The following is a 14,005-nucleotide window of genomic DNA, read 5'->3' as shown; positions in this document are numbered from 1 at the left end:
ATAACTAACTATCAGGATATTAAGTGATGAAAAAATTATCAGTTATCGTTATTGCTACCGGACTGTTTTTGTCGGTGAATTTACAGGCTAATGCCCAGGGCTGTCTTAAGGGAGCCGCAGTAGGCGGTGTCGCAGGTCATGTTGCTCATCATGGTGTGGCCGGTGCCGCAGCGGGCTGCGCAGTCGGTCATCATATGGCGAAGAAAAAACAGAAAGAGGCTGAGCAAAATCAGCAGTCTCAAAAATAAACTGAGTTTGTAGCACCGATGTAAATCAACTGATTACCGGGCATTGATGATGTCCGGTGATCGCTGAGTGATAACTATTCTGAGTCTGTTGCATCGCTAAAGTACGGCGCATTAATGGCAGCCGGTTATGGTAATTATGTTTATTTGAACCAAATGTCTTTAAAGGTGCAATGATTTAGGTGAGTGACCAGAAATTTGAATAAGGCACGCCTATTTTTAATTCAGACAGTGGAAAACGCCTTTTAAAAAAACGTCCTTTATCGACCCATCCGCACAATGCCATACCATCTGCATATTCAATTACCACCATTATTCTTCTTCTTTTTCTTCGCCGAACAATGGTGCCCACTTCAATCATGCGGATGCCTTAATTGCACTATTGCCGGTTACGTCATGGTTGTCTGAAAGTATCGTTCTGACAATGAAGTCATTACTTTTTCTCAGATCTCCAATCGCTGGCTGGAGTTTTCCATATATCCGCATACCTTCCAGCATCATGAAAATGCTTTGAGCCATGACTCGCGCATCTTCATCCTGGCGAAATACCCGCTCATCCTGGCCTCTTTTTAAGATGTTCTCTAACTCGTTAATTAAACGGTTAAATTTACAGGAAACTTTGCCTTTAACCTCTTCGTCTCCGGGTAAAAGCTCGCTGGCTGCCGCAATAGTGAAGCACCCTTTCTCTCCGGCAGGAGCTGATGATAACTGAGCCACAAATTCCAGCGTTTCTCGCAATGCAGCTTCTGGCGACATTTCTGCATTTCGTTTCACTGTCCTTGAAATGCCTTCATCCATGTATCGCTGCAAAGCAGCCAGGTAGATAGCGCGCTTATCGGGATAAAGTTTATAGATGCTGGCACTTGCCAGACCTGATGCTTTCATAAGATCAGCCATAGATGTTGCCTGATATCCCTTCTGCCAGAAGCATTCAAGTGCGGTGTTGAGGAACGTCTCTGGATCGAATTCTCTGGGTCTGCCTGCTGATGCTTTCATAAGGTTCTCCTGTGCTGACGATTGATTGTAGATCAATCAATCTACAATTAAAAGGCTTTATATAAACCTTGCGTTAAAAGTCATGCTTTTTGCCTGGTAAAATTTTATGCTGAGTCAGCGGACAGGTTCAGGTGAGTCATTGGCCGCCTTCTGGCGGCGGCAGGCAAATACTTATAATGGGATTACAGTCTGGACGTGATGCTGAAAAACGTAGGGATCTGATAGCAACTCATATTCTTCATCGTCCGGATAGGTAACGGCAATTTGATACTGTTCGCCTGCAAAGGCTTTTATGGCTTCTAAATCTTCCCAGTACGTCGCAAGGAAGAAATGCTCCCACTCACCCTGCGTTTCTCTGCGTACATAGGCTCCCAGATTCCCTGGCGTCGCTTCTGAATGTTCAACACCGGTCTTCTGCAAGTGAGTTGCAAAACCTTCGGCGTGCCTGGCCGGTACGCATCCGTGCCATGTTCTGACAATCATGTTGCTATCCTCATGTTGTTGAAGGGTTTTAACCATAACATGACAATGCAGGAACAACGATTCGTTTTCTGGGGGTGTAAGATGGAATATTAATAAATTACTTACCGGCTAGTTGACCATAAACAGAGCGTCGGGCATACAAACAATCGCCCATTTTGACCATCATAAAGCTCATGCTTTTTGTCTTAAGAAAGACCGACGTGATAACCTTCGAACATACGATAATTTCGCCTGACGTTTGGTTTACCATGAGAACTAACCGGTTCAGGGAACTGCCGCTTATCAGCGCCAAATACTTAAGACTCAGGGAGAGAGCTGCCAATGAATACCTATTCAACCCGCCGTTTCGCGCTGTTAATTACCGGAGTGCTTGGCTGCTTATTTACTTTTTTTGTGTGGCGCAATGAAATTGACCGTAATACCTTTCTGACTCAACCTGTGCTCGACGCATTATGGTGTGCCGTCCTGCCGCTGGGACTGGCTCTTTTTTTTATTATTAAAAAATGGGGTAAAGGTGAGGCTGTCAACGGCATAATGAATAACATCAAACTTTTCGCAGGGTCCGTTCTGCTGATGGCCTTTTTTAGCTATATGCTGCTGACCACGGTTACCTGGCTTCTTCCGGGCACCCTCAGCAAGTATACCGCTTATAGCGAGTTTTCGGGCGGCGGGCGTCACGACTGTTCGGGTGTTGAGGTTAACGACCCGGACCTGCAAAGACGGATAAAGGTCTGTGAACCCGTGGGCAATTATTTTGCCGGCGGAACGGTTCGCGTGACTAAACGAAGCAATGCGGCAGGCATGAGCATTGTTAACGCTAAAATCAAAGAGTAAACGTCATTACGCAGCTCGGGGCCTGAGTACCTTCAGGCCCACACATAAACAGCATGATTTCTTTATACAACAGCCGTCATTCTTTTGTTAAAACTCAGAACTCGATATCTTCCAGGCTGAAGATTTCAGTCTGATCATTGTAGGAAAAAATTATGCCAGAATCACAATCACCATCGTGAGCAATACCCAGCCTATGGCGTGAATATCTTTATGCATGATAGCCTGAGCCAGATAGCCGCCTACGCCGGGCAGCGTATAAGCGTTATTGCCCACGGTGATCGCTTCGGAGGCCACGAAAAAGAACCAGCCACCAGACATTGACATCATCATGTTCCAGATCAGCCCCGGAACGGCAAAAGGCACGTCCAGTTTCCAGAAACATTGCCATGCTGTCAGATGGAAACTGCGGGAAACCTCCACCAAATCCGCAGATACGGTGCGTAACGATTGATAGAAGCTAAAGGTCATGTTCCATGCCTGGCTGGTGAACAATGCGAAGATCGCCGCCAGCTCTACGCCCAGTACCTGTCCAGGAAACAGCGCAATAAAGAACGTCACGGTAAAAGAGATTTAGCCTAGCACCGGAACGGATTGCAGAATATCGAGTGTGTATGAGTAAATCCCTCAAATATTTTTTTATACCCGCGCCATGAATTTATAAAAATTATAGGCTGATGTCAGCTGATGTATCTTTATTGCAACGGTTGAATACTGTGATGACTGAATCAATTCACTTAAACCAGGGATACTCGTTTGTGTTAAAACAATGTTTCAAGGCAACCAGGCCTGAAACATGACGGAGCAGAAATGAGAACGCAGAAGCGATGTATGGGATATGTGGCCATCGTGGTTGATGACTATGATCGGGCAATTGAGTATTACACCGAAAAGCTGGGTTTTACCCTTGTTGAGGATACACCGCAGCCAGGTAAACGCTGGGTTGTAGTTACACCTGACCCTGAAAGCGATTGCAATCTTCTTCTGGCTCGCGCTTCAGATGACAGACAGGAAGGTTTTATCGGCAATCAGTGCGGCGGAAGAGTATTCCTTTTTCTGCAGACGGATGACTTCTGGCGAGACTATAAAGCCATGAAATCGAAAGGCGTTACATTCTCCCAGGAGCCTCGTGAAGAGGAGTACGGAACCGTGGTGGTTTTTGAAGATCTGTACGGCAACCGCTGGGACCTTTATCAGAACAGGCAGAATTAAAAACCAAAGCCAGTTGTGTATCAGGCATCCAGATGAACAATAAAAGTACGAACCCTGCCGGGATACTTCAGATCAGCGGGGAGTGTTTTTGAAGCATCCCCTGAGCACTCTGCTATCAATTAAGCGCTCGCGAGCAACAGAGCGCCGTGTGATAGCAGACTTACTTTCCTCACCAGCTATAATCTTCAGATCCGCCAATCAGTTTCGCTAATCCAGCGATCTATCCGATATTTTTAGCTGCGCCCTGGCATTATAAAAACGACGATAGGATAAATAGACAGCAATGATCGTTGCCAGACTGGCAGTTCCTATCAGCATAAACGTAACCATAATCTGATACTTAATCGCCTTGAGCGGATCTATTCCGGCGAAAATCAGTCCGGACATCATCCCTGGCAGGCTGACCAGTCCGACGGTTTTGGCAGCGTCCACCGTCGGCATCATGGCTGTACGAATGCTGTCGGCAATGATGCGGCCCGATGCCAGCTTCACCGATGCGCCAAGGCTCAGCATCTCCATAATTTTCTGCTGGTTGTCGCTGAAGCGCTGGTTCAGGTTGCTGTAACAGAGCCCTACTGCGACCATGGCATTACCGGCGATCATGCCCGTGATGGGGATGACCTGCATCGGAACAAACGCTATCGCCCCGCTCAGCACCAGAATCGTCAGCGTGATAACGGTGCCACTAAAAATAGCAACAAACGATATCGTAAAAGCGTTATCAATATTTCGACCGCGTTTACGGGCGTTGATCGCGGCATTAACGCAGATAAACAGCACCATCAGTACCGTCAGCCAGCTGTTATTAACATCGAAGATCGACTTCAATACAAAGCCGACAATCACCAGCTGAATTATCGCCCGGAATACACTCCAGAGAATATCTTTGCTCATGCCGAGCTTTTCTTTCTGGCTGATAAGCAGCGCTATAGCCACCAGCGTCAGTGACAGCAATAGAGAGGTGTCACTGATATTATGCTGATTCACGCTTATTCTCCTTTTCTGGCGGCTCAAGCCGAAGCACCTGCTCAGCCTGCTGGATATCGTTAACGTCATGGCTAATCCGCACCACGGCTACCTTTTCTTCAGCTGAGATCCGGTTAATCAGTGAAAGTACTGATAGTCTGTTCTCTTCATCAAGTGCGCTGGTGACTTCATCCAGTAACAGTACCTCAGGCATAAACTGCAGATTGCGCAGTAGTCCGACACGCTGCTTTTCTCCGCCTGATAGTTGTTCAACAGGTTTATTCAGCATATCCGGAGAGAGATTTGCGCTTTCCAGCGCAGCAACAAGTTTGTCCCGCTGAGGTTTCTGACGTCGAATCTGCCATGGCAGCGCCAGGTTGTCATATACCGTCTGACCAAACAGTTGCGGCGTCTGAAAACAGTACGAGACCTGCTGGCGATAGGCCTCTGCTCTCAGCGTGGTGATATCACTGTTCCTGAAGAAAAGTTGCCCGGAGGTGGGGGTAATCAGCGAAGCAAGGATTTTGAGGAAGGTACTTTTTCCGCTTCCGGATGGGCCGGTCAGCAAGACGCAATCACCCTGATATAACTGCAGGGAGACCGGTTTCAGTAGCTGCCTATCCCCGACTGAAAAAGCGACATCCTGCACATCCAGCAGGAGTGAAACTCTGTCCATATTTGCGCCTCAGGACCTGACAAATTGAGTGTTGGCAGTATCAAAAAAAGCAGGAGTTACCCTTCACAGGCAGATTACCGGTACTGCATGTTGCAGCGCACTCACACTGCTGGCGTGGGCGCTGCAAGGCAAATGTACATCAGGCTATGAAATATAAGGCATTTAATTGCGGCTATGCATCTTCTGAGTAAAAAATCAGTGTGTGGAGGTGTCCGCCAGCCAAAACTCAATATGATCCTGCACGAGGAACGTGGCAGGCATCGGGTTTAAATCAGAGTGGCAGACACGCTGCCACCCGACAATTATTTGTTTTTCCAGCTGGTAGAGACCGGGTTGGTTACGGTGTTTTTTTCCTGAGTATAGGTGCCGTTCTGCTGCGCAATGGCTTCACCGGTATCCACAATGGCATTCTGAATAAAGACGTTCTGCTCGTCACCCCTGATAAAAGTTAACTGATGAAAAGCCGTTTTATTGCCCCAGTCAGCAGAAGGCAGAGAGATAAAACGCACCGTGAAAGTTTCATCATCAAACTTGCCCTGCATGACGTAAACACCGTAGTGGTTTTCGCCCTGAGAAATGATTTTATAGGTACCGTTGTCGTAATAATAAATCTCCGCATCCGGAAACGGCTTTTTGTCATACATTTTTCGGTAGTGCAGCACCTGTTTGATGGTGGGCTGGCCGAAGCTGACGGCGAGGTTTTTACCATCTGCTGACGTCGTCAGACCTTCAGCGTGAACACTGCTCATCAGCATTAACAGACTTGTAGCGGCCATTGCGGTTGCTTTCACTCTCTTTCTCCTCAGCGGATTACGGGGACAACAAGCGTATGAGACCCCAGAACTTACACGGTGGTGAGTATCTGTTGAAGAGGCAGATAACATATTATTACACAATGTTATAATCACGCCCTGCAACCTGGCGACTTGAGCCGTAGTTGACCGGGTTGCCCGATATCGAAAGCGCTCGGATGCAGAAGGAAGCGGTTATCGCAATGAAAATAAAAAATAAACGCCAGGCTGACGTTTAAAGTTCGCCAGTGACGCTTAATGCCGCAACGCGGTGGAAAGCTGTTTAACTGCTTAAACGAATATCGGTCTGCTGCCGGCCGCTATAACAAAACGGCGCAGACCGATCTTTCGCGGGTAAATCCGGGCTGTATCCTGCTCTTTTACAGAAAATCAGGCACTAAGCGCAGACAGCCCAGGGCAAGGGGAACGTTTATTTCAGCGGTTCCGGCAGCGTTACGATCCATAACTCGCTGTCCGTCTCCGGTTTCTTCAGCGGCTTCACGCCGATCGTCGTTGCAACCGGCTTACCCTCTACAGTAAGTTCCCCCTTTTCATTCAGCCGATAATCCTTGCGCTTCTTACCTTCCACCGGATTTTGCATGACCGTTTTCACGCCGAAGTCATTGTCATTGGCGACCGCCAGGGTTTTACTGTCGATAAGCGCCAGTCCTTCGGCCTTCTCCTGCTGCCAGCCGAGTTGACGTAAATCGACCACCAGCGTTTTAGCTGCGAGCTTAATGCCTCGCTGCGCCAGCGCTTTCTCGTTGTCAGCCTCCGGATACTCACCAGGCTTGTCGAATGCGGCAAGATCGGTAGCCGCACTGAGATCCACCTTATAGATAAGGTTGCGCATCGCGTCGTTTTTATCGCTGCCTTGTTCAATCAAGAGAATATGCTGATTATCGAGCGCCACGATATCGCCAATTTTGGCGTCGCTGTTTTTACTATAAGCCTGGCTGTCGATAGGGTATCCATACATCGCGGTTTTCCCGGTCGCCGGATCGAAGCTCACCAGGCGGGTAAAGCGCGCCTGCTTTTTACTTTTACCGTTGATATCCAGCGTACTCTGCACCGCGGCGATGATGCGCCCGTCCGGCATACGGGTAAGCCCTTCAAAACCACGATTAGGCTGACGCCACTTAAGAATATTAGGCAGTCCGCCCGCAATGGATTTTTCCCCTTCATTAGCCTGCGGCCCGTGAATCGCCAGAATCTTGCCGCGTTGATCAACGTTAATCAGAAACGGGCCATATTCGTCGCACAACCAGTACCCGCCCTTCCCGTCCGGCGTAATTCCTTCCGTATCCAGACCACGGTTATCGCCCTTCAGCACTTTCAGTGTGTCGCTTAACGCGACTTCATTGGTTGAGCCGATGACACCATCCTGTAGCGGCAATCCGTTAATATTGCCCTTGTCGTCATGCAGCGGTCGGGCATCCGTGGCTTCTGCTTTGCCGTTCTGCACCCGAATATTCATCAGCAGCGGAGCGAAGTCTGGCGTGACGAAAATTTTTGACTCATGTTTGCCCACATCGGGTGAGTCGGCATTCGGCCCACGATCGGTGACGGTCGCGAAGGTGAGCGCATCCCCCTGCTTACCGGTAAACAGCAAACCGGAGCCGATTCCCACCGGCAAACCATCCGGAAACGTACTGGCGAACGCGCCGCTGTAGCTCACGCGCGTACCTTCCGGAAAACTGACGATATAGTGCTCAGCCTGAGGTTGCGCCGCAAGACCAGAAAACGAGAGCGCACAACTGATAACCAAAGAAATCGTTTTTATTTTCATAATATTAAATCCATGAGAGAAAGCTGACAGCGTAAAGAACATAAATGACAGGAAAATGATATTTGCGGTAAAAACGGACTGCTAACAGGTTGATTTTTCCACCGTTAAGGCGCCGGCTGGGGAGGTGTTGAACGTAGAGTGAACGTTGATTTGTGCGCAACGCTGTCTGCTCAGTGCCAGGAGCTGACATTGGCAGAAAAATGATTGTTATTCATCACCCTATTGCTATCATCATGCACTTCCGGATGTGAACCACAGATGAGAAAGCTTGCGGGCTACTTACTATCCAGATATTTGCTCTGAGGTGCTGAGTAACTCCCAGAGCAAGTTCGCATAATGAAATGTGAACCCACTCCGGGAGAATTTTCATAGGGTGAAACTGCGAACTGAACTGATGTTCTGGTTACAGTAAATCAAAGACATGCTGTGGTATCTCTTCACCAGAACATCCCTGTATTTACCTGTGGTAAGTGTTAATCAATGTGTGATGTTTATTGTTCAGGCGATTTTTCTATGCCGCTAGCCGAATTACTTATTCGCATCTGAAGACGAGAAATGTGTCCGGTGATATCTGCCGTTCTTTCCGCTAATCCCCGGATAGCACTGGCGATAACAGAAAATCCACGGCCATGTACACCTGCCCTCGCGGCTTCGATACTGGCGTTCAGTGAAATGAGTTTGATCTGCGCAGCAATAATCCCGTTTTCAGAGACGAGTTCGGCAATTTCTTTTGCGGTTTCGGCGGTCTGAATGTTTCGCCTGACTTCGCTTTCCTCATGTCGCCCACGGTCTTTACGGCCCTGAATATCAATAAGCGCGCCGACGGCACGCAAAGGGGTACCATCAGGTGCACGTTTAGTCTGCCCGCGGGCCTGAAACCACCGGTATTCACCACTTCGCAGTTTAAGACGATATTCAATATCAAAACCGGTTTTACCACTGAAGTCCATCAGGTGGCTGACGAAAGCATCGAGCGCATTCTGTTTGTCATCCGGGTGAAGGCGTGATGCCCAGCTGTCCATCACATCAGGGAACTCTTCAATGGTTTCAAAACCCAGCAGCTTCCTGAACTGCGGTGACCACCAGAATACGTTATCGGGATTCAGGGGATTTCCGCCAATAATATCCAGATCCCAGAGGCCGTCATTAAGCATTTCGCGCGACAGGTCAAAACGGGTGGAGACAATATCAAACTGGCGGGACTGGGACGTTTCTTCTTCTGTATTCTCTATAACGGCAACCAGGCGCGGCGGCGTAAATTCACGACTGTATGATGCACGAATGCAAAACCACTGAAAGGTATTTGCGCCAGTTTTTATCAGGCAGCGTAACAGCTTTTCATCACCGCTATGTTTGAGTGTATGACTTATCAAACCTTTGAACGCTTCCCGGAAATCCGCATGGATCATCTGGATCAGCGAAGAGAGCCCGACCTCCTTCTGCAGAGGCAATCCCATAAGCTGGCGTGCTTCAGGTGAAACAAATGCAGGCGCGTCACTTTTAAGATCGGTCGTCTCAACATACCAGTAGCCTTTCTGGCTGAGGTTCATAATACATTTCAGCAGCGTGGCATCACTATGATCCACATCCATCGTTTCATCGATAAATTTCTCAGCGATATCCATCGTTGTCGGCTCTTTGGCGGACTGTTTCCGGAATAAATTCAGCATTATTTCTCCTGGTGAGCATATACAGGCATAAAAATATGCCTGAAAGGGTTATCGGCAGAACCTTCTGGATATTCAGTTAAAGGTCGCTGGTTTGAATTAATACTGTAACAAGATGCTATAGATAGCTCGCCAGCTATAGCTACCGGAACAGAGATGATGGATGAGCATCACCACCAGCGTGCTAAATGTATTTTTTTGAAATCATGTGGCACAAAATTATCTTTGGTCTATGATATCTGAAAAATTTCAGGCCTTATAATCCCGACGCTCCGATCCCCCATGAAGATTCACAGTGAATTGTTATGCTGAGTTTTGACATACGGTTGTGAGTTTATATTTTCCGGCTATCGCAGGTATTAAATGAGTGGCTTAGCTTTGAGCTGCCACCTCTGCCTGCAGACAAAAGTCCGGACATGACTTATTGATATCCATAAGTATAATTCGTCAACGCATAAGAGAGCCTGGCTGCTGATCATATTAAATGCATTAACAGGGTTTAATATTTAACTTAAGCGATATTTTTATGGGATTGGTTTCAATTTGTTTCTGGTTTACCATACCAGATACCATCAGCCTCATGCAGACCCGTGAGTTAAATAAATATGGCATTTTATGTTCATGAAACTTGCCCGCTCACTGACATCATAGCTATGTATCTCGTACTTAATAACCGTAGACAATTTAAGGCCTCCGGAAAAACGACGTTTGCAAAAGATTAATTTCCCGCCGCAAACAAAACAGGGTTTTAAAAAAGGTTTTCTATTCCGTTCCCGCTCAGGTCATCAATGCCTTACAGAAATACGTTTCAGGATATTTAAATGAATGAAAAATTGAAAGATGCTGATGCTCGTGCAACTTATCAGCAGCTAATTAAGTCGGGCGAGTTTAAACCTTTTTTTCAGCCGATAGTCTCACTTGAGGATCAGCGCGTAGTAGGTTTTGAATTGCTGGCACGGCGTATTTTGCCCGAAGGGCTTATCGTATCTCCGGCTGAGTTCATTCCGGCTATGGAACATCATGGGTTACTCAATGAGCTGATGACAAGTCTGGCCGCTCAGGGATTCATGACAGCGAGCACCTGGCCAGAACACCAGTTTCTGTCTTTAAACGTTTCTCCTTCACAACTGAACGGTAAGCACCTTCCCGAAATTTTAAGAAAACTGGCTGAACGTTATCAGTTCAGCCTTTCGCGGCTCAGGATAGAAATCACCGAGACAGCATTGATCGATGATATTGAGACGGCTCATGCAGAACTCGAAGCATTGTCTGAAATGGGTTGTATGATTGCTATGGATGACTTTGGCACCGGCTGTTCAAGCCTTGCCTGGCTTATCCAGCTTCCCGCCAGCACGATTAAGATTGATGGCAGTTTTATTCGTTCAATGCTTCAGAAAAAGGATAGCCGGAAAATTATCTCCAGCGTAGTCGGTTTGGGCCGCAGCCTGGATATGGACGTCATTGCTGAGGGTGTTGAAACAGAGGAACAAGCTGAGATGTTGCGGGGTATCGGCTGCGCTTATGCACAAGGCTACTTATTCAGCAGGCCGCTCCCGGCTGAAGAAACACATAATTTTCTCACCGCTGGCTCTGGCCGTAAATTTCATAGTCGTGTGGCACGAATGTCTCTTGAGCAGCGCGCGCATCAGATTTCATCGATGTATGCTGCGCCTGACACCTCTATCTGTTTTCTCAGCCCTGAACTGATGATTGTTGACGCAAGTGATACCTTTGCAGCGCGGGTTGGCTGGCCAATGCAGGACATTACCCATCGCCATATTTTTGAAGTGATACCGTCTCAAGCTGAGAAGCTGCTTTGGTTGCAGGATTTCAGGACAAAAGGTCTTCCTTACCCTCCGTTTGAGGTAAAGCTGCCCGGCGGTAGCACCGATTTGGTTATGATTACGCGGGTGGAGGATGAGGCAAAAGATTTACTGGGGTTTTGTGTGTTTGGCTTTAACATTGACCGTCAGAACAACCTTGTTCAGCCTTAGTGCCAGTTCACCACATCAGCTGTTATTTCCCTGTCGCGAAAATAACCTTACCGGTGCAGGCTTCAGTTTCAGGTTGTTAGCTGAAGATGGGGAAAATGCCCGCTTAGTGCCAGAAGCAGTAGTTGCGAACAACATTCTGTGTGAATCATTGGTAAGCAGGCACATGTTCTTTGACCTATTTAAACGTTTTACCCTACAGAATGGAGGAATTTCCTGGCCTGTTTTCGATTAAGGCTGCCCTTTTACTTCAGGCCCAGTTTGACTGCCAGCCGATGAAGATTACCCGGATCTAATTCCAGCTTTCTAGCCGCCTTAGCCCACACCCGATCGCAGCTTTCATAGACCTGTTTGATGTAATCGTACTGAAATTTACGCGTCGCCTCGCTGAGGTTCATCACTGGCGTTGCTAGCAACGTTTTGATCGGTTCTGCATGAACAGCCCCGCTATTCTCCAGTTGGAAATGTTGCGGAAGCAGAATAACTTCGCCGTTGCGTGATTCGGCCTGCGCGATAATCACGGCGCGGTATATGGCATGTTCCAGCTCGCGCACATTTCCTGGCCAGCTCGCGGCTTGCAGCATAGCGCGGCAGCCAGAACTTAGCGCAACGCTTAACAGACCAAATTTAACCCGACACTTTTCACAGAAATAGCCCGCCAGCAGCACGATATCGTCCCGACGCTCATTCAGCGACGGGACGAACAGCGGGAAGACGCTTAGGCGATGATAAAGATCAGCCCTGAATTTGCCATCGGTCACCGCCTTACGCATATCGAGGTTGGTTGCGGCGATAATGCGCACATCAACGGTAAGTGGCTTATCTTCGCCCACCCGCTGCAGATCGCCATACTGCAGCACACGTAAAAGCTTGGCCTGCAGCGAAAGCGGAAGCTCTCCGATTTCGTCAAGAAATAGCGTACCTTTGTCCGCCAACTCGAATTTGCCGGGCCGATCGTGAATGGCACCCGTAAACGCTCCTTTGACATGTCCAAACAGCTCGCTCTCCGCCACGCTTTCCGGCAGGGCTGCACAGTTCAAATATACCAGTGGCCGCGCTGCGCGCTGCGATTGTTGGTGAATAGCCTGAGCAATCAGCTCTTTACCGGTGCCGGTTTCGCCCATGATCAGCACGCTGAGATCAGAAGGAGCAACCACTCCAATCTGCTGTTTGAGGTGCGCTAACGCCGCCGAATCACCGATGATTTCCACCTCTTCGTTCTCTTCGGGTCGGTGTGGTGACGGTGTAAAGGATGAAGCGGGTTTTTCTAAACGCTCCATCAGCAAGGCATTGTTCAGTGCGCCCGCCATCAGACTCGCCAGCACTCGTAACTCTTCATCGCTGTATTCATCAAACTGAGTGGCATTAATGCCATCCAGCGTCAGGGCACCGATCAGCGTTTGTCCGATAAAAAGTGGCATGCCGACACAGGCATGAACGTGTAAATCGCCTTGATCGGGAATCAATCCATCATAGGGATCGGGTAAATCGCTGTCGGCGGGAAAGCGCACCACATCGCCAGCGCGCGCGATGGCCTCAAGCCGTGGATGAACATCAAGATTGAATCGCCGCCCCATCACATCCGGTGCCAGACCCGCGGTGGCCAGCGGACGAAACTGCTGATTCTCGTAGCGTAACAGCGCGGTCGCATCACAGTTTAGCGCGCCGTGGATGCTGTTAATCATCCGCATAAACCGATCGCGTCCGTGTACACCATTTTGAATATCGACAGCCAGCGCCGCCAGTGTTTCAACAGAAAGCGTCATATTGTCACCTGCACATGAATTGTCTCAAAGACAACTAAACGCATTGTATTTAGCACAATCCCGTTTTGCCTGTTTGATGCAAATCAACGTGTTAAGTAATGGCATGGAATATGCCTTATCAGATTAGATAATGTAGCCAGGGAGTATGACCATGCCGCAAGCGCTTTTGACACATCACAACACGAAAAAAGGCGTATATGGCAGGCTTTCAGTTATGTGCGGTGCGGTGAAATATTATGGTTTCTCCGGTGAACACGAGACAGAACACGAAATGGAAACCACCATTATCGCCGGACAGTTTGGCATCAGCCCGCCGCAATACTGGCACCGCATTGAGGTGTTAAGAGATGACACTTATTTCAATCTTGAATTTTTTGCTGACCCAGACGTTGCATTAGAAGGCGACGGATTTGAACGCGAGCTTCATATTCCGGAATCATCGAAATGAGCCATATCACTGGCCCGCTGCGGCGGGTTTTTTATATCACATGTATTGTCATTTTAACAATTCGATGTCATTAACACAAAATATGCCAGTGTAATTTTAACAATGAAGTTAATGTAAACACCCAAATATCAGCAACTTAAAAAC

At 48.1% G+C, this 14,005-nt stretch carries 14 protein-coding genes and 1 pseudogene; 5 read left to right on the top strand and 10 right to left on the bottom strand.

Annotated features, from left to right (window positions below; genetic code table 11):
• Window positions 1-26: 26 nt before the first annotated feature.
• Window positions 27-248, top strand: coding sequence for a hypothetical protein (locus tag AC6I8B_RS20015; RefSeq protein ID WP_010247042.1), 222 nt, complete (start codon window positions 27-29; stop codon window positions 246-248).
• Window positions 249-423: 175 nt separating this feature from the next.
• Here AC6I8B_RS20015 and AC6I8B_RS20010 read toward each other — a convergent pair whose 3' ends face one another.
• From AC6I8B_RS20010 to AC6I8B_RS20000, 3 genes are all read right to left on the bottom strand, one after another.
• Window positions 424-606 carry a hypothetical protein gene (locus AC6I8B_RS20010; protein ID WP_071778610.1) on the bottom strand — a complete coding sequence of 61 codons (183 nt, stop codon included), beginning with the start codon at window positions 604-606 and terminating at the stop codon, window positions 424-426.
• The gene (locus tag AC6I8B_RS20005; RefSeq protein ID WP_050679322.1) at window positions 603-1,241 is read right to left on the bottom strand and encodes a TetR/AcrR family transcriptional regulator; all 639 of its coding nucleotides are present in this window, start codon (window positions 1,239-1,241) and stop codon (window positions 603-605) included. Before AC6I8B_RS20005 ends, AC6I8B_RS20010 begins: the two co-directional genes overlap by 4 nt.
• Before the next feature lie 171 nt (window positions 1,242-1,412).
• On the bottom strand, window positions 1,413-1,724 hold the full coding sequence (locus AC6I8B_RS20000; RefSeq protein ID WP_010670399.1) for an antibiotic biosynthesis monooxygenase: 312 nt from the start codon (window positions 1,722-1,724) through the stop codon (window positions 1,413-1,415).
• Between the two features lie 321 nt (window positions 1,725-2,045).
• Here AC6I8B_RS20000 and AC6I8B_RS19995 point away from each other — a divergent pair, with 321 nt between their 5' ends.
• A complete protein-coding gene (locus AC6I8B_RS19995; RefSeq protein WP_157353132.1) occupies window positions 2,046-2,558 on the top strand; it encodes a hypothetical protein in 513 nt (170 codons plus the stop codon).
• A 153-nt stretch (window positions 2,559-2,711) separates the two neighbouring features.
• Here the strand turns inward: AC6I8B_RS19995 and AC6I8B_RS19990 are convergent.
• Window positions 2,712-3,164 (bottom strand): annotated as a pseudogene (locus AC6I8B_RS19990) (ABC transporter permease subunit); the annotation flags it as partial.
• 201 nt (window positions 3,165-3,365) lie between these two features.
• On the opposite strand from AC6I8B_RS19990, the gene AC6I8B_RS19985 reads away from it, so the two are divergent.
• Complete coding sequence (locus AC6I8B_RS19985) at window positions 3,366-3,767, top strand: VOC family protein (protein ID WP_033760565.1); 402 nt, start codon at window positions 3,366-3,368, stop codon at window positions 3,765-3,767.
• Window positions 3,768-3,974: 207 nt separating this feature from the next.
• Here AC6I8B_RS19985 and fetB read toward each other — a convergent pair whose 3' ends face one another.
• The 5 genes from fetB to AC6I8B_RS19960 form a co-directional block, all read right to left on the bottom strand.
• Window positions 3,975-4,754: an iron efflux ABC transporter permease subunit FetB gene (gene fetB / locus AC6I8B_RS19980; RefSeq protein ID WP_332837878.1), complete on the bottom strand. Its 780-nt coding sequence runs from the start codon at window positions 4,752-4,754 to the stop codon at window positions 3,975-3,977.
• Window positions 4,741-5,409 (bottom strand): iron efflux ABC transporter ATP-binding subunit FetA, encoded by a 669-nt coding sequence (fetA, locus tag AC6I8B_RS19975; RefSeq protein ID WP_497816494.1) that lies wholly within the window; start codon window positions 5,407-5,409, stop codon window positions 4,741-4,743. The genes fetB and fetA overlap by 14 nt, the downstream gene beginning before the upstream one ends.
• Window positions 5,410-5,711: 302 nt before the next feature.
• Entirely contained in the window at window positions 5,712-6,200 is a 489-nt protein-coding gene (locus AC6I8B_RS19970) for a hypothetical protein (RefSeq protein WP_010247034.1), read from the bottom strand.
• Between the two features lie 430 nt (window positions 6,201-6,630).
• Window positions 6,631-7,989, bottom strand: coding sequence for an esterase-like activity of phytase family protein (locus tag AC6I8B_RS19965; protein WP_157353138.1), 1,359 nt, complete (start codon window positions 7,987-7,989; stop codon window positions 6,631-6,633).
• Between the two features lie 491 nt (window positions 7,990-8,480).
• Window positions 8,481-9,659: a methyl-accepting chemotaxis protein gene (locus AC6I8B_RS19960; protein WP_157353140.1), complete on the bottom strand. Its 1,179-nt coding sequence runs from the start codon at window positions 9,657-9,659 to the stop codon at window positions 8,481-8,483.
• 818 nt (window positions 9,660-10,477) lie between these two features.
• Between AC6I8B_RS19960 and AC6I8B_RS19955 the strand changes: the two genes are divergently transcribed.
• Entirely contained in the window at window positions 10,478-11,650 is a 1,173-nt protein-coding gene (locus AC6I8B_RS19955; protein WP_497816492.1) for an EAL domain-containing protein, read from the top strand.
• A 242-nt stretch (window positions 11,651-11,892) separates the two neighbouring features.
• On the opposite strand, the gene norR is transcribed toward AC6I8B_RS19955, so the two are convergent.
• Window positions 11,893-13,413 (bottom strand): nitric oxide reductase transcriptional regulator NorR, encoded by a 1,521-nt coding sequence (norR, locus tag AC6I8B_RS19950; protein WP_033787081.1) that lies wholly within the window; start codon window positions 13,411-13,413, stop codon window positions 11,893-11,895.
• Between the two features lie 145 nt (window positions 13,414-13,558).
• Between norR and AC6I8B_RS19945 the strand changes: the two genes are divergently transcribed.
• Window positions 13,559-13,861, top strand: coding sequence for a TehB family protein (locus AC6I8B_RS19945; RefSeq protein WP_157353145.1), 303 nt, complete (start codon window positions 13,559-13,561; stop codon window positions 13,859-13,861).
• The last annotated feature ends 144 nt before the right edge of the window (window positions 13,862-14,005 follow it).

The organism is Pantoea sp. X-Soil-ISGK-285 (assembly GCF_059730815.1).
This window is presented reverse-complemented; position numbering and strand designations above follow the sequence as displayed.